Source organism: Sphingorhabdus profundilacus, assembly GCF_009769755.1.
Taxonomy (GTDB): Bacteria; Pseudomonadota; Alphaproteobacteria; order Sphingomonadales; family Sphingomonadaceae; genus Sphingorhabdus_B; species Sphingorhabdus_B profundilacus.
In genome coordinates, this window is record NZ_SDWJ01000001.1 from 682581 (window position 1) to 701511 (window position 18931).

The 18931-nt window shown below is 53.6% G+C and carries 17 protein-coding genes; 7 read left to right on the forward strand and 10 right to left on the reverse strand.

Annotated features, from left to right (window positions below; genetic code table 11):
* Both EUU23_RS03125 and EUU23_RS03130 read right to left on the reverse strand, forming a co-directional pair.
* Entirely contained in the window at positions 1-267 is a 267-nt protein-coding gene (locus EUU23_RS03125) for a hypothetical protein (protein ID WP_160352652.1), read from the reverse strand.
* Complete coding sequence (locus EUU23_RS03130) at positions 264-542, reverse strand: FAD assembly factor SdhE (RefSeq protein ID WP_160352653.1); 279 nt, start codon at positions 540-542, stop codon at positions 264-266. The genes EUU23_RS03125 and EUU23_RS03130 overlap by 4 nt, the downstream gene beginning before the upstream one ends.
* A 60-nt stretch (positions 543-602) precedes the next feature.
* Between EUU23_RS03130 and recG the strand changes: the two genes are divergently transcribed.
* Positions 603-2663, forward strand: a complete 2061-nt coding sequence (recG, locus tag EUU23_RS03135) for an ATP-dependent DNA helicase RecG (protein WP_160352654.1) — start codon at positions 603-605, stop codon at positions 2661-2663.
* Between the two features lies 1 nt (position 2664).
* Here recG and EUU23_RS03140 read toward each other — a convergent pair whose 3' ends face one another.
* Positions 2665-2988 carry a PilZ domain-containing protein gene (locus EUU23_RS03140; protein ID WP_160352655.1) on the reverse strand — a complete coding sequence of 108 codons (324 nt, stop codon included), beginning with the start codon at positions 2986-2988 and terminating at the stop codon, positions 2665-2667.
* 97 nt (positions 2989-3085) lie between these two features.
* Positions 3086-4312 (reverse strand): tyrosine--tRNA ligase, encoded by a 1227-nt coding sequence (tyrS, locus tag EUU23_RS03145; protein ID WP_160352656.1) that lies wholly within the window; start codon positions 4310-4312, stop codon positions 3086-3088.
* A 32-nt stretch (positions 4313-4344) separates the two neighbouring features.
* On the opposite strand from tyrS, the gene EUU23_RS03150 reads away from it, so the two are divergent.
* Complete coding sequence (locus EUU23_RS03150; RefSeq protein ID WP_160352657.1) at positions 4345-4905, forward strand: DOMON-like domain-containing protein; 561 nt, start codon at positions 4345-4347, stop codon at positions 4903-4905.
* Positions 4902-6101 (forward strand): exo-beta-N-acetylmuramidase NamZ family protein, encoded by a 1200-nt coding sequence (locus EUU23_RS03155; protein ID WP_160352658.1) that lies wholly within the window; start codon positions 4902-4904, stop codon positions 6099-6101. The genes EUU23_RS03150 and EUU23_RS03155 overlap by 4 nt, the downstream gene beginning before the upstream one ends.
* Before the next feature lie 60 nt (positions 6102-6161).
* On the opposite strand, the gene EUU23_RS03160 is transcribed toward EUU23_RS03155, so the two are convergent.
* Positions 6162-6548: a GxxExxY protein gene (locus EUU23_RS03160; RefSeq protein ID WP_160352659.1), complete on the reverse strand. Its 387-nt coding sequence runs from the start codon at positions 6546-6548 to the stop codon at positions 6162-6164.
* A gap of 163 nt (positions 6549-6711) precedes the next feature.
* Complete coding sequence (locus EUU23_RS03165) at positions 6712-7896, reverse strand: VWA domain-containing protein (protein WP_160352660.1); 1185 nt, start codon at positions 7894-7896, stop codon at positions 6712-6714.
* 132 nt (positions 7897-8028) lie between these two features.
* Between EUU23_RS03165 and EUU23_RS03170 the strand changes: the two genes are divergently transcribed.
* Positions 8029-9429: a methyl-accepting chemotaxis protein gene (locus tag EUU23_RS03170; protein WP_160352661.1), complete on the forward strand. Its 1401-nt coding sequence runs from the start codon at positions 8029-8031 to the stop codon at positions 9427-9429.
* Positions 9430-9440: 11 nt separating this feature from the next.
* On the opposite strand, the gene EUU23_RS03175 is transcribed toward EUU23_RS03170, so the two are convergent.
* The 4 genes from EUU23_RS03175 to EUU23_RS03190 all read right to left on the reverse strand — a co-directional run bounded on the left by EUU23_RS03175 (position 9441) and on the right by EUU23_RS03190 (position 12572).
* Positions 9441-10286: an AAA family ATPase gene (locus tag EUU23_RS03175; protein WP_160353510.1), complete on the reverse strand. Its 846-nt coding sequence runs from the start codon at positions 10284-10286 to the stop codon at positions 9441-9443.
* 101 nt (positions 10287-10387) lie between these two features.
* Positions 10388-11020 (reverse strand): MalM family protein, encoded by a 633-nt coding sequence (locus EUU23_RS03180; RefSeq protein ID WP_160352662.1) that lies wholly within the window; start codon positions 11018-11020, stop codon positions 10388-10390.
* An 8-nt stretch (positions 11021-11028) separates the two neighbouring features.
* Entirely contained in the window at positions 11029-11727 is a 699-nt protein-coding gene (locus tag EUU23_RS03185; protein ID WP_160352663.1) for a hypothetical protein, read from the reverse strand.
* Between the two features lie 107 nt (positions 11728-11834).
* Positions 11835-12572, reverse strand: coding sequence for a DUF6975 family protein (locus EUU23_RS03190; RefSeq protein ID WP_160352664.1), 738 nt, complete (start codon positions 12570-12572; stop codon positions 11835-11837).
* 310 nt (positions 12573-12882) lie between these two features.
* On the opposite strand from EUU23_RS03190, the gene EUU23_RS03195 reads away from it, so the two are divergent.
* From EUU23_RS03195 to EUU23_RS03205, 3 genes are all read left to right on the forward strand, one after another.
* Positions 12883-15828: a TonB-dependent receptor domain-containing protein gene (locus EUU23_RS03195; protein WP_160352665.1), complete on the forward strand. Its 2946-nt coding sequence runs from the start codon at positions 12883-12885 to the stop codon at positions 15826-15828.
* 460 nt (positions 15829-16288) lie between these two features.
* Positions 16289-16789: a CHRD domain-containing protein gene (locus tag EUU23_RS03200; RefSeq protein WP_160352666.1), complete on the forward strand. Its 501-nt coding sequence runs from the start codon at positions 16289-16291 to the stop codon at positions 16787-16789.
* A 128-nt stretch (positions 16790-16917) separates the two neighbouring features.
* Complete coding sequence (locus EUU23_RS03205; RefSeq protein WP_160352667.1) at positions 16918-18927, forward strand: acyltransferase family protein; 2010 nt, start codon at positions 16918-16920, stop codon at positions 18925-18927.
* The last annotated feature ends 4 nt before the right edge of the window (positions 18928-18931 follow it).

The window sequence follows — 18931 nt, forward strand, 5'->3', positions numbered from 1 at the left end:
CTATCGAACCGCATCAATCTGCAAATCAAGCCAGTCGCACATCAGTACGTCACCCTGAACTTGTTTCAGGGTCTTAGTTTCTTGCCACGTTGCAAAATAAGATGCTGAAACAAGTTCAGCATGACAGCGTAAAGCGGAGGAAATCTCAAGCCGGTCGTTTATCACCACGTCACCCTGAACTTGTTTCAGGGTCTTAGTTTCATGCCACGTGGCAAAATAAGATGCTGAAACAAGTTCAGCATGACGGCGAAAAGCGGGCGACATCATTTCCCAAGCCCTTCCGGCAAGGAGATGAAATCGAGCTGTTGGAGCAGGTCCATCATCGGCCCTGCCAAGCCGGGGTCGGGTGCTGCGGTTTGCAGGGCCCAGGCCATGATGTCGACATCCTGTTCTTCCAACAACTGTTCGAACCAGGCGAAATCCGCCTCGCTCCACTGGGCGTGGTAAGTGTCGAAAAAGCCGCCGACCATGGCGTCCGCCTCTCGCGTGCCACGGTGGTGCGCGCGAAAGTGCAATTTGCGAAGATAGGGGTCGGCGTCCATCGGGCGCATCCTTTATGCTTGTGCTTTTATGAGAGTTTCCGGTTATAGATGGCCCTAGCCATGCGTCCAGATATTCTCAATCCGTTATTTGCAGAAGTGCGCGCGATGAAAGGCGTTGGACCGGGGCTGGCCAAACCGCTTGAGAGACTGGCTTTGGTGCGGATCAAGGATGTGCTGTACCATTTTCCCGCAAGCTGGACCTACCGCAAGGCTGTCCAGCGGCTCGATGTTGCGGATGTCGGGTGCAACATCATTCTCGCCGTCACGGTCATGGACCACCGCAGCAGCGGCAGCGCACGGGCGCCGCTGCGAATCTATGCCGCGGATGCGGAGGGCAATTATATCACATTGACCTTCTTTGGCCGCAATGGAGGATGGGCGCGCAAGCAGTTGCCGGTGGGGGAGGCGCGGATCATCTCCGGCAAGCTCGACCGTTATGGCGATGAATTGCAGATGGTGCATCCCGACCATATCGTTGCCGTGGGAGAGGCTGGCGCCCCCGGCCTCGCCGAACCGGTCTATCCGCTGTCGGAAGGGTTGACGAACAGGCGGATGGGGCAGCTTGCGTCGGCGGCGCTTGAGCATTTGCCGGACCTGCCCGAATGGATCGAGCCGAGCTTGCTGACGGCGCGCAATTGGGCGGGGTGGAACGCCGCATTGCATCAGGTCCACCACAAGGATGATGCGGCAAACCGGGACCGGCTGGCCTATGATGAGCTGTTTTCCAACCAGCTCGCCATGCGGTTGGTGCGGGCGGCGATGGACCAGCGCAAGGCGGTGCCGATTTCGGGCACCGGGGCGTTGGTGGACAGGCTGCAACTGCCCTTTGCACTGACCGGCGCGCAGCAGCGGGTGATTGCAGAGATTGAGGGCGATATTGCCCAATCGCGCCCGATGCTGCGGCTGTTGCAGGGCGATGTCGGCGCGGGCAAGACGATGGTCGCGCTGCGTGCGTTGCTGCGTGCGGTGGAAGCCGGGATGCAGGGCGCGATGCTTGCCCCGACCGAAATATTGGCGCGGCAGCATTTTGCGGGCTTGCAGAAATTGCTGGCGGGGCTACCCGTTAATATCGCCATCCTGACCGGCCGCGAGAAGGGCAAGCTGCGTGAGGCGACGTTGATGGGGCTGGCCGATGGCAGCATCCATATTTTGGTCGGCACCCATGCGATATTCCAAGAGGCGGTGACCTATAAGGCGCTCGCCCTCGCGGTGATTGATGAACAGCACCGCTTTGGCGTGTCGCAGCGGCTGATGCTGTCGCGCAAGGGCAGGGGGGTGCCGCATCTGCTGGTGATGACCGCGACGCCGATCCCGCGCAGCCTTGCACTTGCGGCTTATGGCGAAATGGATTCCTCGCAAATTGACGAGCTGCCACCGGGGCGGACGCCGGTGGAGACACGGGTGATCTCGCAAGAGCGTCTGCCCGAGATTGTCGACGGCGTGGCGCGGCATCTTTCGGCGGGCAAGCAGGCTTTCTGGGTCTGTCCGCTGGTCGAGGAAAGCGAGAATAGCGACCTTGCCGCCGCCGAACAGCGTGCCGAAATGCTCCGGCTGCGCTTTGGCGAGCAGGTGGCGGTCGTGCATGGGCGGATGAAGGGGGCGGAAAAGGATGCTGTCATGGAACGCTTCATCCGTGGCGAAACCCGGCTGCTGGTGGCGACCACGGTAATCGAGGTCGGGGTCGATGTGCCCAATGCCAGCCTGATGATCGTCGAAGCCGCCGACCGCTTCGGCCTTGCCCAGTTGCACCAGTTGCGCGGGCGGGTCGGTCGCGGGGCCGAGAAGTCGGTCTGCCTGCTGATCCGCAGCGCCCAGATTGGCGAGACGGCGCGGGCGCGGCTGGCGTTGATGCGCGAGACAAACGACGGCTTCCGCATCGCCGAGGAGGATTTGAAACTGCGCGGGGCAGGCGAGTTGCTGGGGACGCGGCAGTCGGGCGACAGTCCGTTCCGCGTCGCAACGCCCGAACAGGTGCGCGCATTGATCAGCGTGGCGGCCGATGACGCGCGGCTTTTGCTGGACCGCGACGGCGGACTGGCGGGCCCACGCGGGGAGGCGGCGCGTCTATGTCTTTATCTGTTTGAACGGGACGCCGGTATCGCGACCCTGCGCGGCGGATAGCTTAGCGCAATTTGGGGCTTACATGCTCCAGCAATGCAAGGAAATCGGGCAGGCGAACCACGCGCTCGAACTGGAATCCGGCACGGTTTTCCACGGTCCAGATCACCAACGCTTCCAACCGGCCAACGACGGGCAAGCGCAATTCCACGCGGTCACCACGTTCGAACACCATATTGTCGTCGATCATGAAGCCATGCGCCGACACGTTGACGATGTGGATCGTCTGGTCGCCATGAAACTTGCTTTCCGCAATCACCTTGTGGTTCGCCCGATGGCGAGCCGCCCGGCGTAAATCCATTTCGGTATTCGGTGCGGGTTGCGCCATAAATTACGACCTTTGTTTTGCCATCAATGGCTTGGTTATGGTGGTAATTTACAAATAAATGGTAAAATAATCCTTTAACGGTGTTTACCGAGAAAACTTAGGAAAAGCGCAAAATTCCGTGCTTTTTCTTTCCTGCCGACAATTTGATTTCATCCGAACCGGATGGAATCATTATGTTTTCGTCCGAAACGGCCTCACCATTGATCCGCGCGCCGCCGCCCTCGATCAACCGCCGGGCTTCCTTTTTGGACGTGACAAAGTTCAATCCGACCAACGCATCAAGGATCGAGATCGCGCCTTCGGCCTCAAACACCGGCAGATTTCCGCCGGTCGCACCCTCTTCAAAGGTCTTGCGCGCCGTCTCTTCCGCCAGCTTTGCAGCATCTGCGCCACGGCACATTTCGGTCGCCGCATTGGCCAGTGCAATCTTCGCCGCGTTGATTTCCGCGCCTTCCAGTTGCTCCAGCCGTTCGATTTCATCAAGCGGCACATCGGTGAACAACCGCAGAAAGCGGCCCACATCGCGGTCATCGGTGTTGCGCCAGAATTGCCAATAATCATAGGCAGTCAACTGGTCTTCGTGCAGCCAAACGGCGCCCGACATCGTCTTACCCATCTTGCCACCGTCCGCCGTAGTAATCAGCGGGGTCGTGACACCATAAACCTCGGTACCGTCCATGCGGCGGGCAAGTTCGATGCCGTTGACGATATTGCCCCATTGATCGGACCCGCCCATTTGCAGGCGGCACGCGGCACGGCGTGACAATTCCATAAAGTCATAGGCCTGCAAAATCATATAGTTGAATTCAAGGAAAGAGAGCGACTGTTCGCGATCCAGACGCAGCTTGACCGAATCAAAGCTGAGCATCCGATTGATCGAAAAATGCTGCCCGACTTCACGCAGGAAGGGGATATATTCGAGGGCGTCGAGCCACTCGCTGTTATCGAGCATAACCGCATCCGTCGGTCCGTTCCCGAAGGTCAGGAAGCGTTCGAAAATCCGCCTAATCGAAGCGCAATTTTCCTGAATAACCTCATTGGTCAGCAATTTGCGGGCTTCATCCTTGAAACTGGGGTCGCCAATCTTGCCGGTGCCACCGCCCATCAGGACGATCGGTTTGTGCCCCGCCTGTTGCAGACGGCGCAGTAGCATGATCTGCACAAGACTGCCGACATGAAGCGATGGCGCAGTCGGATCGAAGCCGATATAGCCCGGTACGACTTCTTTGGTCGCCAAGGCATCAAGCCCTGCGGCATCGGTTGCCTGGTGAATGTAGCCACGCTCATCAAGCAGGCGGAGGAGGTCGGATTTGTAAGCAGTCATAACGCGGCAGCGCCTAGCATGGAGTTTCGAGATTGGCCAATATTTCGATAGAGGATATCGCGCTACGCTGTCACCCGGCAACCCCGCCCTTCATGGCCGACAATATCCAAGTTGCGATGACGCGGCAGGGCTCAGGTGCGCTATGGCTGCGTTATCATATCGATTGCGATCTGAATTCATTGGAAATTCCGGACACATTGGCCCCGATGCGGACCGATGAATTATGGAAAACCACCTGTTGCGAATTGTTCGTGCGACGGGAAACCGGCGATGCGTATCTGGAGTATAATTTTTCGCCGTCCAGCCAATGGGCGGCTTATCATTTTGGTGGATATCGTTCGGGCATGACCGAATTGATGACCTATCGTCCGCAAATTTATGGCGATGCCAGCGAAACCCATTTCGCGTTGGAGGCGGAACTCCAATTGCCGGATGAATGGCGCGAAGGGCCGTTGTGGATCGGCCTGACCGCAGTGATTGCGGAAACCGGCGATACCACATCCTATTGGGCCTTGACGCATCCCGATGGAAAGCCTGATTTTCATCATAGGGATTGCTTTGCGCTTTATCTGGAGGCACCAAGCGCGGCATGAAATTTGGAATAGATCGCCTGCTCACCGAGCCTTCGCTGCGTGCACCGTTACAGGGCAAGCGCATCGCGCTACTCGCCCATCCCGCCTCAGTCACATCGGACCTGACACATAGCTTCGATGCGCTTGCGGCGTTGGATGATATTAACATTACTGCCGCGTTCGGGCCGCAGCATGGTCTGCGCGGCGACAAGCAGGACAATATGATGGAATCGCCCGATTTCACCGATCCTGTACACGGCGTGCCGGTGTTCAGTCTCTACGGCGAAGTGCGCCGTCCCACCGCACAATCGATGGGCACATTCGATGTCATATTGATCGACATGCAGGATCTGGGCTGCCGTATCTATACCTTCATCACGACGCTGCTTTATATGCTGGAAGCTGCGGCCGAGCATGGCAAATCGGTCTGGGTTCTCGACCGCCCCAATCCGGCCGGACGGCCCGTTGAAGGGCTGACGCTTTTGCCCGGATGGGAAAGTTTCGTCGGTGCGGGGCCAATCCCGATGCGCCACGGCCTGACCTTGGGCGAGCTGGGCCGATGGTTTATCGATCATTATAAAATCGATGTCGATTATCATGTCGTCCCGATGGAGGGGTATCATCCCGATGACGCCCCCGGCTTTGGCTGGCCAGCCGACAGGCTCTGGATCAACCCGAGCCCCAATGCGCCCAATATCAACATGGCGCGCGCCTATGCAGGGACCGTGATGCTGGAGGGCACGACTTTGTCGGAGGGACGCGGCACCACGCGGCCCCTGGAAATATTCGGCGCACCCGACATCGACGCCCGCGCTGTCATCGCCGAAATGCGCCGCTTTGCGCCGCAATGGCTGACCGGCTGCACGTTACGCGAAATATGGTTTGAACCGACTTTCCACAAACATGTCCACAGCCTGTGCCACGGCGTGCACATCCATGCCGAAGGGGCGTCGTATGATCATCAGGCGTTTCAGCCTTGGCGCATACAGGCGCTGGCGTTCAAGGCGATCCGGGGGTTGTATCCCAATTATGACCTGTGGCGGGATTTTCCCTATGAATATGAATTGGGGAAGCTGGCGATTGATGTGATCAACGGCGGGACCGGTTTGCGGGAGTGGGTCGATCTTGAAGGTTCTACTGCGGACGATCTGGATGCGGTTTGCGGGTCGGATGAGGCGGCTTGGGTTGAGGATCGGGCTGGGTGTTTGATTTACTGAGGTGGGATTTTTTTCGCTAGAAGGAAGAAGGCGAAAAGGAAGAAGGCGGCGGCAATTGCATTATCTGCTGCTGTAAACTCGCCGTACGCCATGCCGATACATTTCAGAGCCGAAATTTATAACAAGTCCCATGGGCTGATTTAGGAGTTTAACATATGTTTGCGTTTGGCGAATGTGAACGCCCAACAATTTCTCCAAAGCCTTTAATTCCAGGACGAGCCAGTCATTGACGAAGAGATCAACCCGATCAGCGTTGGCAAAATCCAAACCATCAATTCTAACATCAACTGGCATTTGCCGGACAACTTTCAAGCCTTGGCGTTTCAATCGCGCTGCCAAAACAGTTTCATAAACGGATTCAAGCAATCCCGGTCCGATTTCCTTATGCAGATGATAGCCCGCATCAATTACGGCTGCCAAGTGATCCTCTTGCGATTTCTTTAACAAAACAAATCTCGTGTAAAACGTCGCATGTACGGACTCGCACAAAACCGACCGCCAATCAACACAATGATTTGTAAGTATTAAACTGCCGTCTTCTTCCTTTTTGTCTTTTTCCTTCTAGCGAAAAATAAAAGCAGCGAAAAAAACTGTCAGCAGCAAAGCCCGCTCAATGCCCATGCTTCCGGCTCAACTCCCGCATAGCATCATCCAGCCCCTCCAGCGTCAGCGGATACATCCGGTCGTTGATCACTTCCTTGATGATCTTGGTCGATTGCGAATAGCCCCACTGCTTTTCGGGCACGGGGTTCAGCCACACAGTGGCGGGGTAGGTGTTGCTGATCCGGTGGAGCCAGACCGCGCCCGATTCCTCGTTGAAATGTTCGACCGAGCCTCCCGGATGCGTGATTTCATAAGGGCTCATCGATGCATCGCCGACCAAGACGACTTTATAATCATGCGGGAATTTGTGCAGAACGTCCCAGGTCGGTGTGCGCTCCGCGAAACGGCGCTTATTGTCTTTCCACAGTCCTTCATAGGGGCAGTTGTGGAAGTAGAAAAATTCCAAATTTTTGAACTCGCTCGTGGCCGCACTGAATAATTCTTCACATAATTTGATGAAGGGGTCCATGGACCCGCCGACATCCAGCAACAGGAGCACCTTGATCGCATTGCGCCGTTCGGGCCGCATCTGGATATCCAGCCAGCCTTTACGTGCCGTGCCATTGATGGTGCCGTCGATATCCAGCTCTTCGGCTGCGCCATCGCGCGCAAAGCGGCGCAGGCGGCGCATGGCAATCTTGATGTTACGGGTGCCGAGTTCACGGGTGTGGTCGAGATTCTGGAATTCGCGCTTTTCCCAGACTTTGACCGCGCGTTTATGCTTTGATTCTCCACCGATGCGGACGCCTTCGGGATTGTAACCGGAATTGCCATAGGGCGATGTGCCGCCGGTACCGATCCATTTGCTGCCGCCCTGATGTCGCTTTTCCTGCTCTTCGAGCCGTTTTTTCAGCGTATCCATCAGCTCGTCCCAACTGCCCATCTTTTCGATTTTGGCCATTTCCTCGGGCGACAGATATTTTTCGGCAATCGCCTTTAGCCAATCGGATGGGACATCAATGGGATTCTGACCATATTCGGTAAAGATGCCTTTGAACACTTTGCCGAAAACCTGGTCGAACCGGTCAAGCAGCGCCTCGTCCTTTACCAATGTGGTGCGGGCAAGATAATAGAATTCCTCGGGATTCTGGGCGATAACGTCCGCTTCAAGCGCTTCCAGCAGGGCGAGATGTTCCTTGAGCGATGCGGATATTCCCGCGGTACGCAATTCGTCCATGAATGAAAAAAACACCGGCTCTGCCCTTACAAATATGTGGCGTTAGCTTGTGCCGACTTGGGCGGTGTCCGTCAACCTAACAGGGTTAACTAAGCGATAACCATAAGGATGTACGGTCGCGTGAACCAGTCAAAAAGGCCGCAATCTATGAAGATGGACAAAATCGAGATTCCCGAAAACCAATGGGTACGGGATACATCCAGAATGTGCGGCGACGTGACTATCGGATGCGCGGAAGCCGCCGGTGTCCTCGAAGAAGCGCTTGATTCTGCCGATTGGCTGAAGACGCGGCATTCGGAATTGACCGAACTTACGTTGCGGCTTGATTCCGACATTGCCGAAGTAACGCAGGCCACATCAGAGGCAAGCGCGCTGTCCGAAGCAGCGGTAAGTCGCTTGATGGGTGGAAATGACACGGTAAAAATGTCGCTCGCCAGCTTTTCAGGTCTGGTCGAACTCATTGGAAATCTTGGCACGCATATCACCGGTTTTGCCGCCGCGATGGATCAGGTCAAACGGGTATCCCAGTCGATTGATACCATTGCGCGGACCACCAATATGCTGGCGCTGAATGCCGCGATAGAAGCAGAAAAGGCAGGGGATGCCGGACAAACTTTTTCGGTGGTTGCCGCTGAAGTCAAAAAGCTGGCGCTCGATTCACGCGCTGCGGCGGTTGAAATTACCGGCACGGTCAATTCGCTTTCCAATGAAGCTGCGAAATTTGTGGGGCAAATTGAAGACGGTATTTCAACGAGCAGCGAGGCCCAGCGGCAGTTTTCCAGCCTGCAGGAACTCATCCACAATGTTAGCGATATCATCGGTCAAATGGGTGACCGCAGCCGTGAAATTGCGGCAAATACGGCCGATGTGCACCAAAGCCTGATTGAATCGCAGCGCGTGCGTGATGCCGTGGCCGAGGCCAATGGCGCGATGTACAATGCCGTCGGCAAAGCGCATCACCAATTGGTCGAGCTGGAAAGCCTTGCCAACGGAATGTTCGATTCGATCGTCCATAGCGGGCTTTCGCTGGATGATCTGAAATATGTCGAACTGGCGACAGCGCAGGCGCGTCGGGTCGAGACGCTGACCGAGGCGGCTATCGGGCAGGGGGCTTTGACCATGAACGCACTGTTCGATACCGATCTGCAGCAGATTGAAGGCAGCAATCCACCCCGGTTCAGAACGGGCCTGACTGACTGGGCCGAGCGGAACTGGCAACCGGTGCTGGAATCAGTCAAGGCGATGGACCCTGATGCCATCATGTCGGTGGTGTGCAGCAGTAGTAAGGGTTTTCTGCCCGTCCATCTCAGAGAATATTCGCGCCCGCCCATTGGTGATTTGGCGCATGACACCAAATATTGCCGCAACGGCCGCGTCCTGTTCGAAGGATGCGACATTACGGCGAAAGCGAGCGAGAAGGACTATATCATGGCGGTGTACCGACATGAAGGCGATGGCAAAACCTATAAGGTCGTCCGCAATGTCTATGTTCCGCTGCGGATCAATGGCCGCCGTTGGGGCGACCTCGAAATCGCGTATACGATTTAACCGCCCAAACCCTAACCACCCTGACGTCGCGCCATGAAGGCAAGGCGTTCGAACAGCATCACGTCCTGCTCGTTTTTCAGCAGCGCACCGTGCAGCGGCGGGATCGCCTTGGTCGGGTCGCGCGATTGCAGAACGTCGAGCGGCATATCTTCGTGCAGAAGCAGCTTGAGCCAGTCGAGCAGTTCCGACGTCGACGGCTTTTTCTTAAGGCCCGGCACATCGCGGACTTCGTAGAAAATATCCATCGCCTTCGACACCAGGATTTTCTGGATATCGGGGAAGTGGACGTCGATGATGGACTGCATCGTTTCTCGGTCGGGGAATTTGATATAGTGGAAGAAACAGCGGCGCAGAAACGCGTCGGGCAGTTCCTTTTCATTGTTCGAGGTGATGATGACGATGGGACGTTCGACCGCCTTGATCGTCTCCTGCGTTTCGTAAACGAAGAACTCCATCCGGTCGAGTTCCTGCAACAGGTCGTTCGGGAATTCGATGTCGGCCTTGTCGATCTCGTCGATCAGCAGCACGGGCAGTTGCGGGCTGGTAAACGCCTCCCACAATTTGCCTTTTTTGATGTAGTTGCGGATATCATGCACCCGCTCGTCGCCCAACTGGCTGTCGCGAAGACGGGCGACGGCGTCATATTCATACAGGCCCTGATGCGCCTTGGTTGTGGATTTGATGTTCCATTCGATCAGCGGCGCGCCAAGGGCAGTCGCAATTTCCTGGGCCAGCACGGTTTTACCGGTGCCCGGTTCACCCTTGACCAGCAACGGACGGCGCAATCTCGTCGCCGCGTTGACCGCAACCTTCAGGTCATCGGTCGCCACATATTTGTCGGTGCCTTCAAAACGCATCATCAAATCCCATCACTTAATCGAACGGTTAATTCGTTAAGTGGCGACGGCGCAGGATGCAAGCATCAACTGCGCCGTCGTTTCCACGCCGCGACTTTAGGCTATTTTGTTGATGGCGTGGTGTCGACTACCCTCGCAATAATTGTACCTTCATAGGAAAATGCCCGGGTGTAATTCCGGTCTACGCCATTGGTCCAGTTAGCGGCACCAAAGCCGGTATAAACACTCGTCGTACTTGTTGATGTCTGGATACTATCAAAGAATTTACCAACTTCTTGGGGGGCCGTTGTAACGAGAACAAATTTTTCATTCTCTAGCGCCCGCATCTGAACGGAATAAACGCCGCCACGAAATGCAAACTGGTCTTTGGAAAACCGTCTGACAACATTGCCATTGCCATCCAGCGTGGCAATGTCTGGAGAAAAAACCCGCAACGGTTCAACTGCGCTGCCGATTTCAAAAACCCGGTTTTGAGTAACTCCAGGAATTGCAAACAACTGAAATGGTGTATCGCCATTTGCAGTCGACAGGCATTTCGATGTCTGGACAACGGGAACTGACAATTCGTTAAACTTCTTCTTTTTCTTGAACTCCAAACTTGTTGCCGTAGTCAGATCCGGCTTCGCCAGACAGTTGACGCCTGCAAATTTGGTTACTGGCGAGGAAAAACCCGGGCCAGAGGCGCAACTGGCCAACAGCGCGCAGCTTGCCGCTAAATAAACAACCTTTTTCATAATTAATCTCACTGAATAAGTTTTACAGATTCTACCGCAACCGCAGTCAATGCGACACGCAAACCTTCAGCCAACTTTTCAGGGTTGTTTATCATTTCTTCCCGACCGCTGAAGATATATTGCGGATCGGGATAGAGCGTTATGATACCTTGTTGTGGATTTACAACATTATAGGCGATCCGGTTTTTCAGCAATATTTGTTTGCCGTCGGCATCAACCAACTGAACATCAGCCATGACTGTTGGCCGCCAAGGTTGTCCGCTACCTGCTGAAATATATCCGTAGTTCAGCACGACGACGTCCAGCGTCGCTTGCCCATTTTCATTTTTCGGATATTTCAACAAAAACTCGCGCTTTTTACGATCTTCGCCGGATAAAATAGTCACCTGAATATTCTTGCTTTGCAAAGCTTGGCTGAGAACCGCCTGCATTTCCATTTCAGCATCAAATTTAACGCCAGACAACGCTTCGTTGACCCGGTCTTTACGGCTGTCCTGGACACCTGCGTCTATCAGTGCGCCGATTAAGCCAAAATTGGACCCTACCGATGCAACTTCAAATGCGCTCGCCTCAGAAGGCGTGATATCCTGTGCAAGTGAAACGGTCTGGATAGGCTGTGCCGGTGCAAGATATGGAGTAGCTGCATAGCGCGAGGCGCAGCCTGAAAGAGAAAGACCTAATGCTGCCACAATCACAAGTTTTTTCATTTAATCGCCCCTAGTTTAAATCACACTTGAAGCGTTTGGATATCATTAAATCTATATGCGTCAACGCCTCAGTAGATCACCGACGGCATTATTTACAAAGCTCACGTTTAACCTTCCAATGCCTCGATATGACGCGCTGCAATCAGCCGCCATAACCCGCGCTGCTGTGCCAATATCTGTTCAGCGCCAAAGCGCATCGCCCTGCGGTAATTATCTGTTACCCCCAGATTTTCGGCGACATCGGCGCATTCGGCGATGGCCGGCAGGGCAATAGGAGGCACATCCATGCCCACGTGTAGCGCCACAGCTTCCAGACAAGGGCGGCTGCGGTGCCAGTCGATGACAAAGGCAAGCGCCGCGCCCGCCGGGCAACCTTTTCGGTCGGACGTAGCAAGCATTTCGAAATTGCGGGTCTGTCCGGTGATCAGCGCGGCGACGTTATTTTCACCATGGTGCCGACGTTCCGGCCCCGCCGCAACGGTCAGGGCATTCATAAATTGGCGTTCTATTGCAAAGCCATCAATCGCCTTGATCAGCCAACTGCGCGCCGCATCATCGGCGATTTTGTGTGCGGCATGGTCGACGATGCCCGGGTGCCGTCCGTGCGATATGTTGATAAAATGCGCGATGTCGGCAACCAGCGCACCTCGCGCAAATTTGAACGGGGACCGCAAATCGGGCCGGGTCGCACCTTCGCTGATGAAATCGGCCAGGGGCTGCACAATGGAAACGCACCCGTCGGCCAATATGGCGTCGGTAAACGATAATCCAAATCCCTTCACCTTTTCCGGCCGCGCCAGATTGTCCATTGCCCACTCCGCATGACGATCAAGCGGCCTTTTCACAGCACTTGATTGAGGGGGCGTAGCAAAAACTCCTAAATGACATGTTTACGTGAGGGGAAGATTTTCTGGTGAGGGATGGATCGATGTCCCGATAAATGTGACATAAATGCTACACAGCTCATATTTATATAACTAAAGTAATATTTATCTTTGCCTGAACCGACGATTTGAGTCAGGAATCCACGATCTTGGGTCAAACATTGCGTCGGGGAGCATGGAATCGCTCCGCCATTCTGCAGTGCCGGGAATTTTGAACGAAATTGCGACACACAACTTTGGTGTCGCAAAAACAGAATTTAGGGGTCGTGCAATGAAATCCACATATATCAGAAAGATAAAATACGCTGCTGCGCCACTTGCGATAGGACTGGGATTGATCTCGGTACCTTCCTTCGCACAAGAGGCCGCAGACGCCGCTGAAGAAGACGGCGCCGCTATTGTCGTCACTGGATCACGTATCAGCGTGAACGGGCTGACTTCACCATCGCCTTTGCAAACATTAAGCGAAGGTTCGATCGAGCAATCGGGTGTTGTTAACCTTCAGGAATTGTTGCTTGAAAATCCTGCCTTCGGAACGCCGGGGATCAGCCGTACCAATTCAAACTTTTCGACTGCAAGCGCAGGTGCCGCAACCGTCGATTTACGAAATCTGGGTTCCGCGCGGACTTTGGTTTTGGTCAATGGTCGCCGGTTTGTTGCAGGTGTTCCGGGTTCCAGTTCGGTCGATCTCAACACGATTCCAACCCAATTTATCGATCGCGTTGATATCCTGACCGGTGGCGCTTCGGCTGTTTACGGTTCTGATGCGGTCGCAGGTGTTGTAAACATCATCTATAAAACCGATTTTGAAGGTATCGAGGCAGGCGGACAGGTCGGTATTGCCGAAGAAGGCGATGATTTGCGGCGTCAGGCCGATCTCACTTTCGGTGGATCTTTCAGCGACGGCCGCGGTAAATTCATGACCCATTTGGGATATTCCAAAGAAGGTGCCGTGTTTTCACGGGATCGAGAGATTTCTGCGATAGACCAGTTCTTTACGCGCGACCCGGATAATTTTTTCAAAATCCGCCAACCATTTTTTTCCAGCTTCGCTCCACAAGGCCGGTTCTTTAATGCGCCGGGGGTAAGTGTTGGCACTTTCGACGCCAACAATAAGTTCATTTTAGGGTTTTCGACAAATGGCGACGCAACCCGTCCTGCCGATGGATTCAATCGGTCGGCGTTCCGAACAATCGCCATTCCGACCGAAAGATATCTGCTGGCGACCAATGCCAGCTATGACGTCTCGGACGATATTGAGGTCTTTTTTGAAGGAACGTATGCCAAGACGAAAACAAAGACGGAATTAGAACCCTTTCCTTTGGACTCTGCCGATGTGTTCAAGGCCACTGGCGGCTTTTTCAATATCGAAAATCGCCAGCTGGATGCCGATGGCAAACCGACAGGTGCAATAGTGGTGAATCCCTTTGTTCCAGCGCAATTACTGGCATTGTTAAAAGACAATAATGGTGATGGGCTGCGCGACGTTGCCTTTACCCGTCGTCTTAGTGACGTCGCTCTTCGCGGAAACCGGGCAAATCGTGACACGTTCCGCATCCTGGGCGGGGCGCGCGGCGGTTTGTTTGGCGATTGGAAATGGGATGCGTTTTACAGCTATGGTGAAACCTCTGAATCGCAGGTGTCGTCGGGGCAATTCAACGTTGTAAACTTGCGTAATGCATTGAACGTAAAGCGTGATGCCGCTGGAAAACTTGTTTGTGCCGATCTTGATGCCCAGGAAGATGGCTGTGTTCCGGTCAATATTTTTGGTCGCAACACCATCAGTGCAGATGCGTTGCGCTTTATTGACGCACCCGGTTTTTTGAGCACCATAACAACGCAAAAGCTTGCCGGAGTTAACGCTTATGGCACCTTGGGCAATCTGTTCGGCGCCGGTGACATCGGATTGGCCGTTGGTGCAGAATATCGCGATGAATTCAGCCTTTCGGAATTTGATGCACTGCAACAAGCAGGTTTGAATGGCGGCAATGCGATTCCGCGAACAGTTGGTTCGTTCGACGTGTATGAACTTTATGGCGAAGTGAACGTTCCGCTGTTGTCGGAAACATTCATACATAGTCTGTCGCTGACCGGCGCTGGACGAATCTCGGACTATTCGACCGTCGGAAAGACGTACAGCTACAATGGTGGCGTCGACTTTTCGCCTGTTGAAGACATCCGGCTTACTGCCATTTGGGCGCGTTCGACGCGTGCGCCGAACATCAATGAACTTTTTTCACCGCCAAGCCAGAATTTTCCTACTGGTCTGATCGATCCGTGCGAAGGCGTAACTGCCGCAACGGCTGGGAAATTGGGTGAGGTTTGCCGATCCTTTGCGGGTGTGAATGCGAATATCGCACAAAATGGAAAATTCACCCTTAATCAGGCTGACTTGCAAGGCATAAGCGGTTTTGATCGCGGAAATCCTTTGTTGGGCGAAGAAAAGGGCGATTCTTTCACGGCGCGTCTTATCATCAATCCTCGTTCGATTGACGCGCTGCGGAACTTCGGCTTCACCGCATCCTATTACAATATCAGGGTTAAGGATGCGATCGTATCAACGCCGCGCCAGTTCATTCTCGATCAGTGCTTCAAACAAGGCGAGCAATCCTTTTGCGACTTTATCAAACGCCGCGCGGCACCTGAAGGATCAAACAGTGCAGGTTCACTGGATGAAATCGATTCGGCTGTTACCAATTCCGGCGGTTTGAAAGCTGAAGGCCTCGACTTCACAGCTACATATACCCAGGAAGTATTTAGCGGACGTCTCAATCTGTCACTAAGCTACACCCACCTGCTCGACGGGTTTGTCATTCCCTTACCGGGTTCTGACAAAGATTTCTTTGCAGGGGAAATCGGCGCTGCGAAGGACAAATTCTTTGTTTCTGCCAATTACAGCATAAACAAGGTGGACCTCACATTACGAGGCACATTTATTGGCGAGTCATTTCTTGACGACCAATTCCTGGCAGGCTTTGAGGTTGAACGAAACGATCCACGTGCACGAATTCCAGCGGAATTCTATGCCGATGCCCAAATCCGCTATCGGGCCGCTGATGAGTTCGAATTCTTTGTCGGTGTGGATAATCTGTTAGGTAATGATCCGACGGTTATCCCTTCCGGACTGCCCGGAAATACAACAGGAGCCGAAACGGACGCCGGAACTTATGACGCTATTGGTCGCCGGTTCTATTTCGGAACCAAATTGCGTTTCTAACGTCGTAACATAGACAAAAAGGGGCGGTCATCCGGTTGGATTGCCGCCCTTTTTTTTAGGCTTTTAAAAGACGGTTTCGACGAAGGAAAAATTTGATTCTGCTTCGTCTGCATAACCCGATTCGAAACGGCTTTACGCAAATTCCCTATCAGGCGACCCGCCCGATGATTCCAATATCAAGGCTTATATAGTTGAATAATATAGGACTTAAGAAAAGCCGAAAAAATTGCATTTCCTTGCATCCATTCCTCCTGCACGGTCAGTATATTTCATGTGCAAAGCCCTGTTTTTACATTAGCATCTGATCGCATATAAGTGGTCCTGACCCTAAGTTCGATTTGGGAGGTTTTAAATCATGCAAAGATTTCGCGAAATTTTGTTAATTTTAAACATAAGGCGCATCTCGGCGATGCACGTGCATTTCAAATCTAACATTTTTCTGGCTATTTTTTGTTTGTGCATGTCGGCAGCGACGCCGGCTTATGCCGAGGTCAGAAATTATGAAGTCCTGCTTGATGGCAATTTAAGCCCTAAAGGCACGGGATCAGAAGCAACCGGGACGGCGATGCTTCAGGTCGATACCCAGACCAAATCGGTAAATGTGCTTATCGCGGTTAAAGGACTGACGATTGCGGATTTGTGGGACCGGCTCATGGAAACGCCGATTGGGCCAATACATTTTCATAAATATGGGGCGTATGATTCCGCGACGGGCAGTTTTGTGGGAAATTCGGAACTTGCGCTACCTGTCCCTTATGGCGCGGCATATTCATCGACATCTGACGGTTTTCAAGTGAATCTCAAAGATTACCAATATGAAATTGGTGCAAAGACACTTCAATCCACGCTAAATTTTGAAGATTTTGTCAAATCATTGGATGATGGCCTGATAGTCCTCAACTTGCATACAGATGCGTTCAATGAGGGGGAAATTGCAGGCACGGTCAGGAAAATGCCGTAACATCGCTGATTGGCGTGGTTCGGCTATTACTGGGTAATACCAATGCTTAAATGACAATCGGCACAGTCAGGCTATGCTTTGATGGCGCTTTTTCGTGCGACTATTGGCAAGGCCCGGGACATAGATCAATGAATGATAGCGGCCCAAAGGCAGGTTCGGCGCTCGCGTACCGCCCTGACATCGATGGACTTCGGGCCATTGCCGTGCTTGCGGTGCTGTTTTTTCATGCCGACCTGGGTTTTGTGCCGGGCGGTTATGTCGGCGTTGACATATTCTTCGTGATTTCGGGGTTCCTGATTTCACGGTTGATCGTTGGCGAAATTGCCGATGATAATTTTTCGCTGCTGCGCTTTTATGAACGGCGGATCAGGCGTCTTTTCCCTGCACTTTTTGCAATGTTGTTGGTGGCGCTTGTGGCGGGGGCCATCATTCTTTTACCTCAAGACTTTACCTATATGTCGCGCAATGCCTTTGGCGCGGCAGCCTTTGTTTCGAACATCGCCTATTGGACCCAGACCGGCTATTTTGAAGGCGATGCCAAGGTCCGAGTCCTGTTGCATACATGGTCTCTCGCGGTCGAGGAGCAGGTTTATATCATCTATCCGGTGATATTGATGCTGATATTGCGAAAATGGCCGATACATATCAAAAGCATTTTACTGGCCATGGCGACGATATCATTTGCCGCCTGTGTCTGGATGACCCATTTGGATCAGTCGACCGCATTTTACCTGATGCCATTTAGGATGTGGGAATTTTTGGTCGGTGCCTTGCTGGCGGTGGGTCTTTTCAAACAACCCGAGCATCGATTGACCGCGACAGTTGCGGGACTTGCCGGCCTGACCATTTTGGCCGGCACATTTATCATTTTTGATGATTTGACCGTTTTTCCGGGCGCAGTGGCGCTGGTCCCATGTTTGGGAACCGCATTGCTGATCTGGGCAGGGAAGGATGTGGCAACCGGACGATTATTGTCCATTTCCGGATTACGCTTTGTCGGACAAATTTCCTATTCGGTTTATCTGTGGCACTGGCCTTTGTTCGTTTTCGTCAATTATATGGTTATCGGACGACTGACGTTGCTCCAAAATGTCGGGCTTTCGGCGGCGGCGATCGCGATTGGCTATCTGTCGTGGAGATTTATCGAAATGCCGTTCCGGCGGCCCTATGACGAAACGCCGCAGCGGTCTGTGTTTGCATTGGGCGGTGCATCGATATTTCTTGTCACCTGCGTTTCGGCTGCCATCTATTTCAGCGGCGGGTTGCCGGACAGGTTCAAGGACCGGACCGTCAAGCTTGCGTCCTATGAAAAATCGATGAACCCGGAATCCGATATTTGCGAAAAGGTTGAACTGCAACTTGCGGTCAATTCGCGGTGCACGATTGGAAACCCTAAAAATGCCTCCGTGTTTCTGTGGGGCGACTCCCACGCTGGCGCTTTGTTCGGTGCGCTGGATCAAGTGGCAAAGGATAGCGGATCAGGAATTGTCTATGGCGCATCGCCGCAATGTCCACCGCTTTTAGGCGCAGGGACCAGCGTTGAATGTGTCGAAGGCAATCGCAAGCGGCTCGATTATGTTTTGAAGAATGATGAAATCCGCACCGTTATCTTGGCGGCGCGCTGGTCACTCTATCTCGAAGGGCGCTTTGTTTCGACGGGCGAAGCTGAAACCAATAATGGCGCGCCAAAGTTGATCGGCCCTGATGGAGAGCCTTATCCATTATTCAGCGATGCAGCGCGGCACCATTTCAGGGACGGCATCCGAAATCTTGTGCAGATATTGATGGCCAATGGGAAGCATGTCGTGCTGGTCTATCCGATTCCTGAAACCGGATATAATATTCCACAAACGCTCGCCTTGATGAGTACGAGAGGCGAAAATCCGGCTGATTTTACAGTGTCGAAAAATCTTTATGTGGAACGGCAATGGCGGGCGACCCGGATTTTGGGTGAGCTTGGCCACCACCGACTGCTGACCCGCGTTTACCCAGCCCGGGTATTTTGCCCGACATCACGTTGTCTGACCTTTGCACATGGCGCGCCGTTATATTTCGACAGCCACCATTTAAGTGTGCCGGGCGCGCTGATGCTGAAAGAGCCGATTGAGGAAGCGATTGGCAGAACGCCAACCGCTTAACCCG

Bases quoted from the DNA above. Each gene is read 5' to 3' on its own strand.
- EUU23_RS03125 (WP_160352652.1), bottom strand. From the start codon at position 267: ATGATGTCGCCCGCTTTTCGCCGTCATGCTGAACTTGTTTCAGCATCT.
- EUU23_RS03130 (WP_160352653.1), bottom strand. From the start codon at position 542: ATGGACGCCGACCCCTATCTTCGCAAATTGCACTTTCGCGCGCACCAC.
- recG (WP_160352654.1), top strand. From the start codon at position 603: ATGCGTCCAGATATTCTCAATCCGTTATTTGCAGAAGTGCGCGCGATG.
- EUU23_RS03140 (WP_160352655.1), bottom strand. From the start codon at position 2,988: ATGGCGCAACCCGCACCGAATACCGAAATGGATTTACGCCGGGCGGCT.
- tyrS (WP_160352656.1), bottom strand. From the start codon at position 4,312: ATGACTGCTTACAAATCCGACCTCCTCCGCCTGCTTGATGAGCGTGGC.
- EUU23_RS03155 (WP_160352658.1), top strand. From the start codon at position 4,902: ATGAAATTTGGAATAGATCGCCTGCTCACCGAGCCTTCGCTGCGTGCA.
- EUU23_RS03170 (WP_160352661.1), top strand. From the start codon at position 8,029: ATGAAGATGGACAAAATCGAGATTCCCGAAAACCAATGGGTACGGGAT.
- EUU23_RS03175 (WP_160353510.1), bottom strand. From the start codon at position 10,286: ATGCGTTTTGAAGGCACCGACAAATATGTGGCGACCGATGACCTGAAG.
- EUU23_RS03180 (WP_160352662.1), bottom strand. From the start codon at position 11,020: ATGAAAAAGGTTGTTTATTTAGCGGCAAGCTGCGCGCTGTTGGCCAGT.
- EUU23_RS03185 (WP_160352663.1), bottom strand. From the start codon at position 11,727: ATGAAAAAACTTGTGATTGTGGCAGCATTAGGTCTTTCTCTTTCAGGC.
- EUU23_RS03195 (WP_160352665.1), top strand. From the start codon at position 12,883: ATGAAATCCACATATATCAGAAAGATAAAATACGCTGCTGCGCCACTT.
- EUU23_RS03200 (WP_160352666.1), top strand. From the start codon at position 16,289: ATGTCGGCAGCGACGCCGGCTTATGCCGAGGTCAGAAATTATGAAGTC.
- EUU23_RS03205 (WP_160352667.1), top strand. From the start codon at position 16,918: ATGAATGATAGCGGCCCAAAGGCAGGTTCGGCGCTCGCGTACCGCCCT.